This window comes from Solibacillus sp. R5-41, from assembly GCF_002736105.1.
Lineage (GTDB): Bacteria > Bacillota > Bacilli > Bacillales_A > Planococcaceae > Solibacillus.
In genome coordinates this window covers 547882-564618 of record NZ_CP024123.1, presented here as the reverse complement: position 1 = coordinate 564618, position 16737 = coordinate 547882, and the positions used below count along the sequence as shown (strand labels likewise).

14 protein-coding genes are annotated in these 16737 nt (G+C 34.9%); 2 read left to right on the top strand and 12 right to left on the bottom strand.

The genetic code is table 11. The features are described from left to right. Positions 1–9: 9 nt before the first annotated feature. The 10 genes from CSE16_RS02670 to CSE16_RS02615 form a co-directional block, all read right to left on the bottom strand. Positions 10–1803, bottom strand: coding sequence for a bifunctional metallophosphatase/5'-nucleotidase (locus CSE16_RS02670; RefSeq protein ID WP_099422443.1), 1794 nt, complete (start codon positions 1801–1803; stop codon positions 10–12). 1236 nt (positions 1804–3039) lie between these two features. Further along, positions 3040–3291: a hypothetical protein gene (locus CSE16_RS02655; protein ID WP_099422441.1), complete on the bottom strand. Its 252-nt coding sequence runs from the start codon at positions 3289–3291 to the stop codon at positions 3040–3042. A 488-nt stretch (positions 3292–3779) separates the two neighbouring features. Then, positions 3780–4025, bottom strand: a complete 246-nt coding sequence (locus tag CSE16_RS02650; RefSeq protein ID WP_099422440.1) for a hypothetical protein — start codon at positions 4023–4025, stop codon at positions 3780–3782. Positions 4026–4296: 271 nt separating this feature from the next. Continuing rightward, positions 4297–4818 (bottom strand): leucine-rich repeat domain-containing protein, encoded by a 522-nt coding sequence (locus CSE16_RS02645; RefSeq protein WP_157764742.1) that lies wholly within the window; start codon positions 4816–4818, stop codon positions 4297–4299. Between the two features lie 546 nt (positions 4819–5364). Continuing rightward, the gene (locus CSE16_RS02640; RefSeq protein ID WP_099422438.1) at positions 5365–5604 is read right to left on the bottom strand and encodes an ATPase; all 240 of its coding nucleotides are present in this window, start codon (positions 5602–5604) and stop codon (positions 5365–5367) included. Then, positions 5594–5902: a hypothetical protein gene (locus tag CSE16_RS02635; RefSeq protein WP_099422437.1), complete on the bottom strand. Its 309-nt coding sequence runs from the start codon at positions 5900–5902 to the stop codon at positions 5594–5596. The genes CSE16_RS02640 and CSE16_RS02635 overlap by 11 nt, the downstream gene beginning before the upstream one ends. Before the next feature lie 316 nt (positions 5903–6218). Then, positions 6219–7262 carry a M20/M25/M40 family metallo-hydrolase gene (locus tag CSE16_RS02630; protein WP_099422436.1) on the bottom strand — a complete coding sequence of 348 codons (1044 nt, stop codon included), beginning with the start codon at positions 7260–7262 and terminating at the stop codon, positions 6219–6221. Positions 7263–7791: 529 nt separating this feature from the next. Further along, on the bottom strand, positions 7792–8013 hold the full coding sequence (locus CSE16_RS02625) for a hypothetical protein (protein ID WP_099422435.1): 222 nt from the start codon (positions 8011–8013) through the stop codon (positions 7792–7794). Positions 8014–8028: 15 nt separating this feature from the next. Further along, positions 8029–8493, bottom strand: a complete 465-nt coding sequence (locus CSE16_RS02620; protein ID WP_099422434.1) for a JAB domain-containing protein — start codon at positions 8491–8493, stop codon at positions 8029–8031. A 265-nt stretch (positions 8494–8758) separates the two neighbouring features. Beyond that, positions 8759–9613 carry a stalk domain-containing protein gene (locus CSE16_RS02615; protein WP_099422433.1) on the bottom strand — a complete coding sequence of 285 codons (855 nt, stop codon included), beginning with the start codon at positions 9611–9613 and terminating at the stop codon, positions 8759–8761. Positions 9614–10387: 774 nt separating this feature from the next. Between CSE16_RS02615 and CSE16_RS02610 the strand changes: the two genes are divergently transcribed. Beyond that, positions 10388–10996, top strand: a complete 609-nt coding sequence (locus CSE16_RS02610) for a helix-turn-helix transcriptional regulator (protein WP_099422432.1) — start codon at positions 10388–10390, stop codon at positions 10994–10996. Next, the gene (locus tag CSE16_RS02605; RefSeq protein WP_099422431.1) at positions 10965–11363 is read left to right on the top strand and encodes a hypothetical protein; all 399 of its coding nucleotides are present in this window, start codon (positions 10965–10967) and stop codon (positions 11361–11363) included. Before CSE16_RS02610 ends, CSE16_RS02605 begins: the two co-directional genes overlap by 32 nt. 259 nt (positions 11364–11622) lie before the next feature. Here the strand turns inward: CSE16_RS02605 and CSE16_RS02600 are convergent, their stop codons facing one another. Together CSE16_RS02600 and CSE16_RS02595 are read right to left on the bottom strand one after the other, a co-directional pair. Further along, positions 11623–11958, bottom strand: coding sequence for a hypothetical protein (locus tag CSE16_RS02600; protein WP_157764741.1), 336 nt, complete (start codon positions 11956–11958; stop codon positions 11623–11625). 961 nt (positions 11959–12919) lie between these two features. Continuing rightward, a complete protein-coding gene (locus CSE16_RS02595; protein WP_099422429.1) occupies positions 12920–16366 on the bottom strand; it encodes an S-layer homology domain-containing protein in 3447 nt (1148 codons plus the stop codon). Positions 16367–16737 lie beyond the last annotated feature (371 nt).

Here is a 16737-nt window from a genome sequence, read left to right as displayed (position 1 = left end):
CTTCATTAATTAAAGAACCGTTTCTCCTGCTACATCAATGCCATCGAAGTTTATAATATTTCCTTCTAAATCAGTTACAATTAAATTTCCTAATACTTTAATATTAGAGAAGTTTATTTCTTCTCCAGCAGTTCCAACTAGCACTAAGTCCCCTTTTATTTCCGCATTTTTTAATTCGTTAATAGAAGAAATATCAACACGAATATTTCCTTCAAAGACTTTTGGAGATCCTTCTGTACCATTGAAATCTTTAGGATCTACTTCAGTGATTTTACTAGAAACTACATCTACAATACGTCCTTCAATTTCTGTTGGTAAATTTTTCACGTTTATTAGATGGTCTTTCAAGTTTTCCCAATCTGATAATCCCAGATCTGTTACTCTGCCATCTAAATAGGCATCTTCGAACATTTTAAAGCCGTCTCCACCCTGTGCTGTAAATGCATTTGTTGCAACTGTATACGTTTCAGCATCTTGAAGTTCTACATAGTTACCTGACGCATCCTTATATTTAACGGATACAACACGTTGACCTGCTGGCTTAGAAGAATCGAACTCCACCTTTGCACCAGCTACATGTAAGAAACCACCATTCTCTTTTGGATACTGACTAAAGCTATGCTCAAATGCCGCTTTTAATTCTGCACCTGTTACATCCATTACTGCTAATGTGTTACCAAACGGCAATACTGTAATTACTTCCCCGACAGTAATCGGACCCACATCGATTGATGCACGAATACCGCCACCATTTTGAAGTGCCATCACAACATTTTTATCAGTAAAATCTTTAGCCTTTGCAAGCATCCCATCAGTAATTAAATTTCCAAGAATCGTTTCATTTTTACGAACACTTGGCTTTGAATTATCACCATCTGTACGTGGGCTTTCTAAAGCTACACTTGCCTCGACACCAATTTTTTCTGCTGCTACTTCATCAACCTGAGCCTTATATGGCGCTAAAATGCCTTTTGCTTCTGTGTCCTCTGCTAATTTACCAATTTCAATTAGCTTGCCTTCATGGTTTACAACTACACCATTTTTGTCGAACTCTACATCCAATGTTCCTAAAAATTCATTATTCGCTTTTGCTTGTACAATCACTGTTGGTGTCTGATCTTCAGCTATCACTGTTGGTTTGTTTAACGGTGTATGCGAGTGACCACCAACAATAATATCAATACCTTCTACTTCTTTTGCTAAAGTTAAATCATTGTCAACTGCTGCATTATCATCGTAACCAATATGTGTTACAGCTATGATTTTATCGACACCTTGACCTTCAAAAGCAGCAACCGCTTTTTCCGCTTCAGCTATATAATCTTCAAACTGAATGCTGCCTGGGCTCGAAATGTTTTTTGTTTCAGCTGTCGTTAACCCGAAAATTCCGACCTTTTCACCGTTAATTTCTTTAATAATGCCGTTGTAAATTTTCCCGTTTTCAGGTTTACTCGAATTTAAATCCGAGAATAAGCCATTGAACTTATTATCTTTTGTAAAATCAACATTTGAGCTTACAAACGGGAATTTCGCTGCTTTAATGAAATCAACTAATGCTTGATGCCCTTCCGTTGTTGAGCCTAAATCAAACTCATGGTTACCAAACGTCATTGCATCATACTTCATTAAATTCATAATTGCTAAATCTGCTTTTCCCTTAAATTCATTAAAATACAATGTACCAGAAAATACATCACCTGCATGTAATAATAGAGACTCTGGTTTTACACCTCTCACCTGCTTTACAGCTGTTACTGTTTTTGCAGCATTTGCTAAACTTGCATGTGTGTCATTCATATGCATCAATGACAACTTAAAATTCTTATCGCTATTCCCGTCTTATACTGCTTTGTGGCAGTTTTCGGTTCGGGCCTACACCGTACAGGCGACTTTCATCGCATACGGCGTGCCATCAGTAGTCATAAAACTCTAAACTTATTTCCCCATTACTTATATATAAACAAATATTTGTAAATATACTTCATTAACTATATTTATTTTATATTAAACTTTGTAAAAAATAGGGAAATTAAATTCCATCAATATAATATATGGATATCTCAATATATATAATTCGGTAATAACTAATGTATTGGAATTTGTTACATTCCCCAATTGATTAAAGTAATAATCCAAGTAGATGCAGAAGTTATGTCGAATTTTAAATTTTCTTGTGTTAACGTAACGCCAGCTTTGATGCTACAGAAGCAAAATCAATCCCTTCAAAATTAAAGCTTGCTTCAACCGCTGTTGTTAAGTCTGAATCGTCGGTATTAACTGTTAAAGCAGTTAATGTGGCTGCACCTATTCGTCGAGCGTTCCTAACATTGAGTCTGATGGCACAAAAAAGCCCTACACAGCAGTAGCCATTTAGAGCCCTTCCTCAATTCTAATATTGTAGTTAATTGTAAGAATTGTTTGTTCACCCAGTGCACAGTTTTCTCCTCAATAATTTCTTTTGCGATTACCATTACAGCTGAAGTTGCTACTGAAATTACTACTTGTTGCCACATTCAAATCAACACCTTTCTAATTGGCTTGTCCTAGTTCACTCACGCCAGTATTCATATATTAACTTCGGTTTTTCTTCACACAAAAATAGCTCATACCTTGCCTGGCATGAACTTTCCATTTCACTTACTATCTGCATTTACATTTGTCGTTAGTTTTTTACATTAGAAATGTCGTGAGTTCAACTAAAAAAGTTCTAATTTCCTAATACTTATTCCTCGAAATCTGTGAACCTTTTCTCTCCAGAACCACATCAACTAACTGAATCCTCTTTGCAGGTACTTTCTTTTGTTTCTCTTCCATGTAAACTTTTCCTTCAAAATAAAAAATAGCCTTTCACTCTATTTAGAATGAAAGACATTAAATCATTGCTTCATAATCATATTAACTATTTGAAAGTCGAGTTGTTAAGGCTCTAAACACGAGAGGTCGCTAGGGGCGCAAAAAGAAAAGCCCTATGCAAAGTTGCATAGGGCTTATTAGATTTCTATTCACTTTATTCAGAAAAATGAATAGTTATCATTTTAATTATTTTGTTGGTGCAACAGGAGTTAGATTATTATTAACAACAATAATTGTTTTACCGTCATTAGTAGTAATTTTCACTTGAGCTTTTGCTGGAGTATCAAAGTTATAAGCAGAACTAGTCCAATAATCATTAGATTCTACTGTTGAACGTTCCTTAAACGCTGCACTTAATTGACCGTCTAATCCACTATATAAAATATCATCAGCTTTAAGTTTTGTAATTTGAGCGCCTGTAGCTGTACGTGTTGCCATTGTATTATTACCAGTACCTAATAATGAAACTTCAATATTTTTAATATTATCATATGTTAGCTTATTTAGATTTAATGTAAATCCTACATTAAAAGCAACTTGATCTGCCCAATATCCAAAATCTTCAGTTTTAACATATTTTTCCGCCTCTTCACCAGCAATGATTTCGCTATTCCCGTCTTATACTACAATTATCTCATGTAGTTTTCGGTTCGGGCCTACACCGTACAAGCGACTTTCATCGCATACGGCGTGCCATCAGTAGTCATAAAACTCTAAACTTATTTCCCCATTACATACATATTAATAAATATATGTAAATATTCTCCAATAACTATATTAATTTTATGTTAAAATTTGTAAAAAATCAGGCGAAATTACTTTTGTCATCTTAAATATGGATATCTCAATATATATTTCGAAAATAATTAAAACATAGAAAAAAGCCATTTCATCCATTTTTGAATTGGTTACACTCCCCAATGGATTTAAGTAAAAATCCAAACAATTGTAGAAGTTATGTTGAATTTCAAGGTTTCTTGTGTTAACGCAGCACCAGTATTACGGGCTACAGGAGCAACAATGATCACTTCATTATTAAAGCTTGCTTCATCCGCTGTTGTTACATCTGAAACGTCGGTATTAACTGTTAAAACAGTTAATGTTGCTGTCGCCAGCACCACATCAACTAACTGAATTCTCTTTGCTGGTACTTTCTTTTGTTTCTCTTCCATATGAATTCTTCCTTTAAAATAAAAAATAGCCTTTCACTCCACTTTGGAATGAAAGGCATCATTATATTACTTCGTATTAATATTAACTATTTGAAAGTAGAGTTATTACGAATCTTGGCATGAACGTAGGCTACGGGATCAAAAAGAAAAGCCCTATGCAAGATTTAATCTCACATAGGACTCTCCTTCTCTAACTTCACTCAACCCACTTTTATGAACGGTATTAAATTGTCAGAATTGTTCATACAAACAGAACGCAGTATTATCCCTGTCACGCACCAGGAATTGGTGCTATAAATACAGCATCATTTTTAGAAGCATTTATTTGATCAATATGATTTTGTGCATCGGGACTTGTAAGTTTACTACCTGTGAAATCCCATTTAACGGAACTATTTTGTGTTGCATTAGCCGAAACATGTACTAATCCTGCAATTGAAGTTAAAGTAGAAATATTAGTAGCTTGCAGGTTTACAAGATTTGTAAACCGTGTTGAACTATTTTCTTTAACTAGAACATTTAAATCAGCGATGTTCGTACGAGAAACATTTAGTGTAGATAGATTACTCAAATTCGCTAGTGCACCTAAATCGCTAATTTGGTTTCCAGATATATCGAGAGTTATTAGACTTGTAAGAGCTACTAATCCCCCAAGTTCAGAGATTCCAGTACCAGATAAATTCAAATTAGTAAGCCCAGTAAAGTCCACCAATGCTCCTGTTGATATAGTGTATCTGCTAGTATTTTTGCCACTCATATCTAAAGAGGTAATTGTAGCGTATTTATCCTCCAAAGTACTTACATCTGCCCCAGCTTTCCTTGCCTCTCCAAGAAAATGAATAGCTGTAATTAGTGTATCCCAATCTAGAGTGTCTTCATCATAAGCATCTTTGAAATTTGAATATGCTGTATTTGCTTTTCCTAGAGCAATATCTTCTTTGCTATTCTCGTCTTATACCACATTCTTATGGCTTTCGATTCGAGCCTACACCGTACAAGCGACTTTCATCGCATACGGCGTGCCATCAGCATATTATTTCTATTCCTTATTTCCCCATATATATTATAGAACATTTTTAGATTAAATAATACCTAAACTTTTGGTTAATTAATTACAATTTTTGAGTAATTAGATAAATCACTACATATAGTTCAATCTTATTATAGTCTATTTTACCCAAAATGTTTAGAACTAACCAGGAGCATTTGCTATTTTAGGCACGCAAAAACAGCTCAAACCTTGCGCGGCATGAACTTCCCATTTTACTTACTATCTGTATTTACTTTTGTCGTTAGTTTTCCATTAGTAATGTCGTGAGTTCAACTAAAATCAAAGCCATCACTCGACACTTATTTTTTCTAAATAGGCAATATAATGACGGATTATGCTTCGTAGGTTTACATCTTGTATTTGATTAAGTAAATAATGGATTTCATCTACATCAATCTTTACTACTTCGACAATTTCAAATGACTTTACTGGTTGAGATTGAAAATTATCGTAATAGCCCATGATATTCTTTTCTCGGTAAAACGTTTGTCCATTTACCTTTACTTGCACATATTTTTTAATGTACATAATCATCACTTCCTGCATTATTCGGTATTACCTCACCATTTAGTAACCAAACTTCATAAGGATCAACAGAACCCGTTTCTACTAATATTACGAGGTGTTCATCCCCATTTTCATCAATGTAGCTAGCACTCTCTGTTTCAATTGGACCTTCTAAATGGTCAACAACTCTTGCTGGCACTAGCTGTTCATCCATTTCTTCTTTATAAAGAAATACAGTTTCATAGCCTACTTCACTAAGCGGAACATAGAAATCGTACTTTTCCAACATTACTTCTGCTAATCGTTTGAATGCGTTCAAGATTCACTACCTCCTTTACATGTAGCCTACACGCATTGCGGGTACTTTCTTTTGCTTCTCATTCATATAAATTCCTCCTTCAAAATAAAAATAGCCCTTCACTCCATCATTGGAATGAAAGGCATTAATTCATTGCTTCATAATTATATTAACTATTTGAAATTCGAGTTATTACGGCTCTAGATATGAGCGAAAAAAGAAAAGCCCCTTGCAAGATTAATTACCTCTCGCAAAGGATTTCCTTCATCTAACCACATTCTATTTATTTTCATAAATTATAGAAAGTTGTATGAATTCTCCTGTGTGCCCTGTATTATCATTTTTCCCTAATTAAAGTATATACAGATCCACCTACTATATTAGCCACTTCTCTAAGTCTTTCAGCGCTAACATATTTTAGTACATCATCCGGTGTATGATAATACGGCTCTAAATTATTTGTAACAGGTTCACGCCAAATAAAGTTAGCTGCTGGAATACCAACATTGTGGAAATCAACATGATCAGATGCTCCACGTTTAAACAAAAATAACTCTGATGGTGTATCAATTAGTTTCGCAACGTTATTCGCCGTTTCTGTAACAAGGTTTGGGTTGCCGTCAACTGTATTCGTATATAAAGTCGTTGCGTTATCCCACGCCGTTGCAACCATATCCATATTATAGTTCGCAATGCTTCTATTAATTTCCTCTTGGCTTAATTGACCTACATAATATTTTGAACCTATCAAACCAATTTCCTCTGCACCTACGAATACAAAACGTAATTCCTTATCTATCTTATAGTCTTTGAATACTCGTGCTAATTCTAAAGCAGCTGCCGTTCCTGATCCATTGTCATTTGCCCCTGGTGAAAATGGAACACTATCAAAATGTGCAGATACGTGCACAATTTCATCGCTTCCTCCTTTTTCAGGCAATTTTGTCGCTATGATGTTACTTGAAGTCAAATTTTGTAACTGTTCTACACTCAACGTTACGGTTTTATTTTCAGCAACGATATCGTTAAGCAATGCTTCTCCACTTGACTTTGTAATACCGCCTACAGGAATAGACGTATTAACACTTACTGAAAAGCCTAGTGGACGAGGATGATCAATATTGTTATAAATTATTACACCAGCTACACCAGCCGCTACTGCATTATCCACTTTTTGTTGGAAATTCAACTCTCCTCCGTTTTTAATAAGCGCTATCTTACCTTTAGATTCGTCATTGAAATTATCAGTAAGACCAAGTCCTGCATCGAAAAGAAGTCCTGTCAATTCGCCGTTCTCTGTTGTAGATGAATTAGCTGAGACGCTAAATAACACTTCATCTCCATTTTCTGTTATCAATTCACCCATTTTCTTATCTGGCACACTGAATTCTTCTACTCTTACTGAGTAGCCATATTTATTTAGACGATCCTTTATAAACTCTGCAGCTACTTTTTCACCCTCTGTACCAGTAATGCGTGGGCCAATAGTTTCCGTTAGATAACGAACATCATCTATTGCCTTTTCAGTACTTATTTCAGAAATTAATTTTCTAATCTCCTCTTCATAGTTATCGCTATTCCCGTCTTATACCACTTTCCTATGGTTTTCGTTTCGGGTCTACACCGTACAAGCGACTTTCATCGCATACGGCGTGCCATCAGCAGTCATTCCTATTCATTATTTCCCCATCTCAAATATATAACAAAATAGACTGCAAAAATACCTGATTTTTCAGACAATAAATTGCACCATTTTACCTTTTTCATCAACGTATTATTCTACCTTCTATACATTTTTGGTGTTTTTGGTAATAACAGTATGAATGTTATATTAATTTAAATCATCTATGTTAAACATCTTTTCATAGTTCTTACAAAACCGTCAAGATTCATCATTCTTTTTCCTTTCTTTACCCGCCAATCATAAGGTGTTTATCCTCATTTTCATCAATGTAACTAGCACTTTCTGTTTCCATTGGACCTTCTAAATAATCAACAACTCCTGCTGGTACTAGCTGTTCATCCATTTCTTCTTTATATAGAAATACAGTTTCATAGCCTACTTCACTTAATGGAACATAGATACCGTACTTTTCCATCATTACTTCTGCTAATCGTTTGAATGCGTTCAAGACTTATCACCCCCTTTACATGTAGCCTTTCTCTTTTAATGATAGGAACTTATCCGATGCCAGTATTAGATGGTCCATTACATCAATACCAAGTAATTTACCTGCTTCAACCAATCTCTCGGTCACATCAATATCTTCTGGTGATGGTGTAACATCGTTGCTTGGATGATTATGCGCAACTACACAACACGCACAATTCGCTAAGATTAAAGATTTCATGACCTCTCTCGGATGAACAATCGATGCATTGATGGAGCCTGTGTGAACTACCTGTAGAAGCTGTGGCTCATTCTTTGTCGACAACCCAAGCACCACAAACTTCTCCCTGTCACTGTCCCCGATGAAATCTCGAATGATGTTTGCTGCATCCTCTGGCGATCGAACTCGTCTCCCCTCGAACATCTGTGAACCCTTTCTCTCCAGCACCACATCCACTAACTGAATCCTCTTTGCAGGTACTTTCTTTTGTTTCTCTTCCATGTGATCTCCTCCTTCAAAATAAAAATAGCCCTTCACTCCATTTGGAATGAAAGGCATTAATTCATTGCTTCATAATTATATTAACTATTTGAATGTCGAGTTGTTACGGCTCTAGACATGATCGTAGGCTGAGGGCTCAAAAAGAAAAGCCCTTTGCATGATTACTCTAGCAAAGGACTTCCCTCATCTAACAACACTCAATGTATTTTCATAAATTGCGTTTTATTGTCAGAATTGTTTGTGCACCCGGTATATAAAATTCAACTTAATATTTTGGTTTTGTGAATTTATCGAATTTCACTAAATATCTGTTATTACCAGAGAATGTAGCTAATGTTTTATTATCGTCAATATTAATCACTATACCTGTGATTTCAGTATTTCTGTATTCATACCAAATATCATCCATGATAAGATTTATAAATTTTAAGAAATCTGCATCTGATAATCTATACCAATCTTTATCGGCAGTAGCGTATTTTAAATCAATTTCAATTTCAACGTTAATACCATATTTATCTTCTTTCAGTATTATATTGAAGTCCAACCCATTCGAATATTGGTATTTACGATTCAATTGTTTTTGTAAATCTTTTAGAGGAGCATTAGTATTAGAATTTTTCTCCAATTCAGCGATTTTAGCATCTTTTGCTTTAATCGCATTTTCTAATTCAAGAATTTTAGCGTCTTTCGTTTTGCCTAAGTTTTCTAACTCAGCAACTTTAGTATCTTTTGATTTAATTGAATTTTCTAACTCAGATATTTTAGCATCCTTTGTTTTAATAAATCTTTCTAAATTGGCAATTTCATTTTTCGATTCATTTGGATCGACTGTATCTGTAATAAAAATAGATTTAGTCATTCCATCCCAAAGAACATTTTTGTTAAGCACAGTTGACAAAGAACGTACAGGTAAATAAGTAGTTCCATCGATAATGATTGGCGCAACATTACCAGTTACTGAATAACCATTGTTTAAAATCTTAATTTGTGGGTTAATCTCAACTTTTTTCGTTACTTCAGCAGCTTCAGATACGCCCGTTTGTGAAAATACTAAAAGACTAGCAACAATTGTTGAAGCAAGACCTTTACTGACTTTTCCAAGTAATTTATTTTTCAAATTTTATCACTCCTACTATATTTTATAAGTTATATTATACACTTAATTTGGTATATTTGTTATATTTTATAATGTTTGAATGCAGTAAATTTCAATATTATCAAAATACTATTGAACATCCTTCATAAACACAAGGGTAACTATTTCTAATCTTGCTCAATATATTCTTATAAAATGTAGTGTATTATCGCAAACTTTTATACATCTGATACATATTTTTTCGGCATCATCTTAACATAGTTTTATTTTTTTAAAAATTCATAACTAACTAGATAATTAATAGACATTCAAACTTTAGATTCGAAATATCGAAGCTCTTTCGTCTAAAACACTTACAGTTGCGGAAACGGTTACGGCTTCCCCTTGAATTCACAATTAAGCTCTATAAAGAGTTCTTTTTATCTGTAATTTCTAGTCACTTCATGTGGAATTTTAATAAAGATGTAAAAGTCATCATCCGACCCTAAAGTAACTTTTTTTACAAGATTCATGCGCCAATTGCTCTTGTTCTGCATGGAAAGCATCATACACAAGAAGAGGGAATTTATCGTTTAATGGAGAGAATTTATCAATAATTCTCCATTAGAAAAAATAGGTGCCTAGATTGATCCCTATACCTATCGCTATGAAGATTTACAATTTGGAAAAGAAAAAGGCAAACTTAAATACTTCCAATCGTGATTAATAAATAAAAACGACTTTCTTATTCTATTACTATGTTTAAAAGTAATTTAACTTGGATATAAATAAGATTAACAAAGGGGGAGAATTAAAATGAATGAGATGAAAAAAGTAGAACCTATCTTAAATTTCAAAACTTCCAAACCAAAAGATAAAAAGAAAGAAAATGCTTTAATGTCGGCTGGTAAAAAATCTACCCAAGAGGAAAAATTGTATGGTCCAATGGGGAATAAAATCAAAGAGTTACGAACAGAGCAAGAGCTTACACGAAGCGATCTCTCTTTAAAATTGGGTGTGTCTTCAACTTATATAGCGTTAATTGAACAAGGCCGAAGAGGTGGTGCAGACGAGCTCTTGCTTAAAATAGAAGAGTTATTCAAATTAAAACCGAAAACCCTATTAAAATTACGTGATAGTGGAAACAAGGGAAACTTACAAAAGGTGGAAGTTGAAACAAAGGTTGAAGAAAAAGTTGAACTAAAACCAGTAACGAATCATTCACCTGAACAATCATCTAATTCATCACATGATCCTATTCAATTTTTAGTGAATTCTCTATTATCCTGCGATGAGGATTACGTAAATAAAAAGATTCCTCAGTGGTTAAAGGAAATACAAGACGATTTGATTGGTCAATTAACTCCTTATAAATTTGAAGAATTAAAGCAACATGTCATTGCCGTCAAGAAATTGGGTAAATGAAGCGGAAAATAGCAATACGTTTGAGGATGGTACTTGCCAAATCCAAGGTTGCATTACGCAAGATGAACAAAAACATTTCTTCTCTCTTCAATTGAATGAGTTTGCTCTAACGCTTAATATACTTCAAAAAGACCGACATCAAGTTCAGTATTTTGAGGAATGGCTGGGGGCATGTAGTATTAACTATTCAATGGAACAAACATTACCATATACCAAAACGGAAGAGCAAGTATCTCACTACTTATGGTTCAATCCACAGGTTTCCATTGCAGATATGTTTAGATACTTAAAGAACCTACCTATTAATATAGATAAAGTGCAAATAAAAGAGCCTCGTCTTAACTGGTATATCCAAGAAGCAATTTAGTGAAGTCAGAGAAATTTTTTAAACTACAGTTAGATTAATATCCATTATAAAAAAGCCTTTCGTTCCCAACATTGGTATAAAAGGCTTTTTTCTATATTCAACATTTAAATCTCTACTGGTGTATTTTTCTCGCGTATCCAATCCACCTTCAAAAAGAAAATCCCCTTAAGTCACCGAAAGACTTAAGGAGATTACTTTAATTCTAGTAACTCAAATCCTTACGAATTCGAATTGCGATAGGAATTAGTATTAAAGCTTATTACCAAGTATATTCTACAGTTTCTGTTTTACCTGACTTAGTCTTAATTTCTAGTTTTGCTTTTGTAGGAACTTTTGTAACTGTAGGATATGGATTATACGCTGGGTCTAAAGGTTGCAAGTTAACCAACCAGTCACTCGCGTATTTTCCATCAACATTTTTTGTCACCCCAGCTGTATCAAGGTATTCCTCAGTACGGAAAACAATAGAATTTTGACCATCTAGTCCATCAATACCAGTATCCGATTCTTTATATTTGGCAATACGACCATCGTTATCAGCAATTACTTGTCCTATTACAGTAACTCCATCATATAATGTCGCAGTCATTGACACGATTTGCTCGTATGGAAGCACATCTAAATTCAGTTTAAATCCAATTGAATAACCGTTATTTGCTGTTCCCTTGCTAAAATCTTGTGCTTTAACTGCTTCTACGCTATTCCCGTCTTATACCATTTTTCTATGGCTTTCGGTTCGGGCCTACACCACACAAGCGACTTTCATCGCATACGGCGTGCCATCAATAGAAAATTATTCTTTTTCATAGGTAAATTAATTTACACATCAACATGTAAATATACCTATATAATACCCAAAAATAAGTACCCACCACTACTACATGATGGGTACTATTTTAAAAGCTTAAATTTTGGGGAAATAAGCTTTTATAGAATAATATCTACTGACTGGGTTCCTTCGCTCCTGCTAGTTTTATCCTTCTCGTATGTTACCATACAAGTCCAAACGGCTAGCTATCCACACTACTATGAACCCGCTGCCATCTTATTAGCATCACTGGTGCTGATACACCTCTTCTAATAAGACTTCAAACGTTCCACAACTTCCATCCCTCTTTTTAATTTCCTTAGGTTTCCACTATCCAGGTGTAAGAACGACCGGTTTAACAGTCAATTCATCGATCGCCACTATAGCATTTCGGCTATAAGGATGTACAGTGAACTCCTAGCTTAATTTCGCACCGTACACTAACTTACCCTGCCTACATGGATTCGTTTACCTAACCATAGAAATTTTTTAAAGAACCCCGCCTCAGGTCTACCTGAGTACGACTTCACCTGACTTCATCCCTTTTGTGTAATTCAGCACATCACTGGATGCAGGAGGATTAGGCACTTGTATATCGACTGTTTACAAGGAAAGGATTTTCACCCTTCATTTGGAAGTCATAGTTAGAAAGAAAACCCAATACTTTGCTAAAAACAAGGTATGGGTTTTCATTTCCACTTATTTCACTAGCAAGCTAGCTTATAAAGTAACGTTTCGTTTATTTTTATTAAAGAGTTTCTGTTGCAGTCCAAGTATTTTTTGCGAAATCATACTTCACTTCGTATTTGAACTCACCAGCTTTTACAGTAGCAGTTGCTGGAGTTTTAACAGTAATTGTAGCTGTTCCATCCGCTGCTAGAGCTTTACCCAATGTGATAGTTAATTCTTTATTGTTATCTACTGCTGCAATTGTACCTGTTTCAGTACCAACAGTAATTGTACCTGCAGGAACTGTTACATTTGAAGTAAATGTAATTGTTACAACTTTGTTATCCGCTGAAGTAGTAACCACTGCTGTTGGAGCTACAGCATCACCAAGTACTACTTTTTCTAATGTTGCAAGATTAGCTGCTAAATCAGATTTTGCTTTGTTATAATCAGCTGTTGTAGAAGCTGGGTTGTTTAATACTTCAGTTGCAGCTTTTACAAATGCTTTTACTGCAGCAGGAGATTTATAATCTTCTTCTTTTACAGCTTTAATTGCAACATCTAGAGCTGCTTTGGCTGCTGCTTTCTCTGCTTCCGAACTTGTAGATGGTTTTAAAGCTTTTTTAGCTTCAGCTAAAGTAGTAGTTGCTTTTTGAATAGCACTAGTTGAAGCTGTTTCTACGTTTACAGCTTTTGCTGCTGTTAATGCAGCTTCATATACTACAAAAGTTTCTGGAGTGTAATCTGCTTTAAGTAATGGAGTATCAGTTTCTGTTTTAATTGCTGCTGCTAATGCCACTTTTGCTGCTTCTTTATCTGCTGTAAGTTCATTAACTGGTTTATCTCCACCTGTACTAGGTTGGATATAGAATGTTATTACATCATCTTTTACTTCATACGTTGCTTTTACAGCTTCTTTTGCAGTATCAAGATATTCAACGAATTGTTTCTCAGAAAGTGGTGCACCATTAATATTTTTGTATACGTATTTCTTATCAGTTTCACCAGCATATTTTACAGGATCTTTTACAGAATCTTTATCATTAAATACGATAGTTTGCTTATCAGTATTAAATGATTTAATTGTACCAGTAAATAAGTTTGTTAATTCAGTAGTTGAAGTGAATGTAGCTGTTGCTTCTTTTGCAGTGAATGCAAAGTCTTTCTTAGTATTATCAGTAGCATGTTTCGCAACACCAGTAGCTAGAACTTTTACTGAAGTAGATTCACCTTTTTCGTTAGCTTCAACGATAATTTCACCATTTGTAGCAATTAAAGTATGAACACGGTTAGGAGCAATTTCCACACCATTTACAAATACATTGTTAGCACCAGTATTGTATACAGTGTAAGATACATCATTAGTTACGTAACCAGAGTTATTAACTGCTTTACCGCTTTGGTTTGTAAGTTCTACTTTAAATGTAGCTTTTTCTTTACCAACAAACTTATCTTCAGTATCACCTTGTGCATTTTTAGATACTAGTTTAGAACCCTCAAGATACGCAGCTTGGAAGTAAGAGATTGGTGCAACTGAAGTTGGCTCACCTTTATCTAAGTTAGCATCTTTTCCGCTTTGGTTGTTAATGTCAATCCAAGCGATTGGTGTAGCATAAGTGTTTTCGAAATTAGAACCTAAGTCAGTACCAATAACAAAGCTCGCTTCACCTTTTGAGTTAGTTTTAACAGTGATGTTACCAGCTTCAAAACTAACTTGTTTACCGTCTACAATTTTAACAAATTTAGCACTAGTAACTGTAGAAATAACGCCATCGATGTTTTCGTTAAATGCAACGTTTACAGTTTCATTTGCAGCTAATTTACCATCTTTAGTTTTTACAACGACATTGTATTTACGTCCGTTTGTAAGACCAGTTGCAGCAACTTCGCCACCATCACGTTTTAATTCGATAGTGTAATCAGCTTGAACAGCACCGAATTTTACTTTAGCTGCAGTTGCTTGTAATTTATCAGCAGTATATTCTTGAGAATATCCTGTTGTAGTTACTGTACCATTTGAATTAGTAACAGTAGTTGCAGCAGCTTCGAACACTACAGGAGTTGCTTCAGCATTTGAACCTGAAACTGTGAATGTAGCTTCACCTTTAGAATCAGTTTTAATTTGAGCTGCTTTAGTATTTGCATCGCTTGTTTGCACTACTTTAGTACCATTAACAGTAACATTTTGTAATTTATCAACTGTTACATCAATGTTTTCTTTAACACCTACATTTAATGTTTTACCTGATACTGGTTTACCAGTTGTTGGGTGTTTGTAAGTCACTTTATAAGTTTTGTTAGCACCGTTGTTAATAGTAGCGCCTTCAGTTACTTCTGTGATTGTTAAGATTGTATCAACACCCCAGAATACATAACCAGTAGAGAACTTAGAACGGTCACCAGTTGCATAAGCAGTTACTGCATCAGTGCCTGCGCCGTAACGAGTGTAAGTATAAGTTGCAACACCGTCAGCGTTAGTGATTGCTTCACCAGTTACTGTTGGGTAAACTGCATCGTTGTTGTTACCTGGGATTGAGAATGTTACTGGAATACCAGCAGCTGATTGACCAGCAGCAACCGTTACTTTTGCTTGTACAGAAACTTGTTGACCAAGTTTACCTTGTACTGAAGAAGATACTAAGTCTACTTTAGTTGGAACTACTGCAGAAACGCCTTTGAATGAACCAACTTTTTCACCGTTAACTGTTACTGTGTACTCAACATCAGCAGTTTGAGCTGAAGTAGTTAATACTACAGTCTTTTTGTTTGTTTGTTTAACAACTGCGTTAGAAATTGTTAAACCTTCGATAGCGAAGTCTAATGCTTTCACATCAGTAACATCTTCTTCAAATGTTACTTCAACAGTAGTAGCGTTAATTGCCTTAACTGAACCAGAAACTTCTTCAGTTACTTCAAGAGCTTCTGTACGGTGGTACATTACAGCGAATTCTTGACGAGAGATAGATGCGTTTGGCTTTAAGTTACCGCCGTCACCTTTCATTACGCCATTAGCAACAGCGATTTCTAATGCTTCTGTAGCCCATGATTTCACGCTAGCGCTATCTTTGAACTCAGAAAGATCAGCAGAACCTTCTAAACCGAAAGCATCAACAAGGATGATTGCTGCTTCAGAACGAGTTAAGTTAGCAGATGGGTTGAATTTACCAGCGCCTTGACCTTGGAAAACACCGTTGCTTACTGCAGCGTCGATTGCATCATAATACCATGCAGATTTTTTCACGTCATTGAAGCTAGTTGAACCTGAACCCTCTAAACCTAAAGCTGAAGTTAAGATTGTAGCAGCTTCTGCACGAGTGATTGGGTTTTTAGGATTAAAGTTACCTTTTTGGTCGCCTTTAATAACTCCACGATCGTTTAAGTCTTGTACCGCTTCTTGAGCGTATTGTGAAATTGAGTTGAAGTCATTAATTTGAGCAGCTGATGCTACTGGTACGATTGCAGATGCTACTAATGCAGCAGTTGCAGACGTCGCAATAAACTTACGACTCTTGTTTGATTTTGTCATTTAATTTTTTCCTCCTAAATTACCTTTCATCTAGCTTAATACTAGCTCCACACAATATTCGAAAATATCGCTTTCGCTACTATAAACATAGTAAACAAAGGTTTTTTACTAAATGCACTTAAACTGACTACTAAGGTTTCAGATTAGTACATTTATTTACTTCTATAATATACCATCTACCATTTTGGAAAACAAGGATATATTTGAGATATTTGAGATATTTTAAGTCTCCTTATCTTTTTATCCTCTTTTAGAAAAGGTTGGCATACAACCCTTTTCTTTTACATTATTCCCAATAAGTTTAATGCATAACAATCTTATCCTATGTTGAAATATTTAGCAATATGCATATAAAATAACCAATTAATCCA